This is a genomic window from Enterococcus sp. C46 (genome assembly GCF_040887565.1).
Lineage (GTDB): Bacteria > Bacillota > Bacilli > Lactobacillales > Enterococcaceae > Enterococcus_B > Enterococcus_B lactis.
The window spans coordinates 1-384 of the sequence record NZ_JBFOGA010000036.1; the positions used below are offsets into that span (position 1 = coordinate 1).

Annotated in this window: 1 pseudogene; it reads right to left on the reverse strand. The window is 41.9% G+C overall.

Annotated elements, in window-relative coordinates:
* A pseudogene (locus AB3I27_RS14005) lies at positions 1-384 on the reverse strand (transposase); the annotation flags it as partial.

Below are 384 nucleotides of genomic sequence, written 5' to 3' on the forward strand. Positions count from 1 at the left end.
CCTTTTGCTCGGCACGATTCGCGGAGATTTTTTTCCGTGTTTCGTTGATCAGTTTATTTTTGTCCGAGTAGATGCCAATACAAAATCTGGATGGGGAAAAAGACGGATCAATGTCAATGCGTAAGGGGTCAGCCTGTTTGAAAAGAACTGTTCAAGCTCTGGAAAAGTCAATTGAAGGCAGTTGTGTAAATCCATGCGCAGACGAGTGATTTTCTTCTCAATTTCTTGATAAAAACGGGCTAAATCGCGCATCTCTAAGTAAAAATTGCTTTGTACTTCTTTTGGCTGACGTTGATTTTTAAGATGAGTCTGTGCGAGCCGGTGGGCATCCGATTTATCTGTTTTCCAACTGCGTAAGGTGCTTTCTTCCATCTGTTTTTTCGC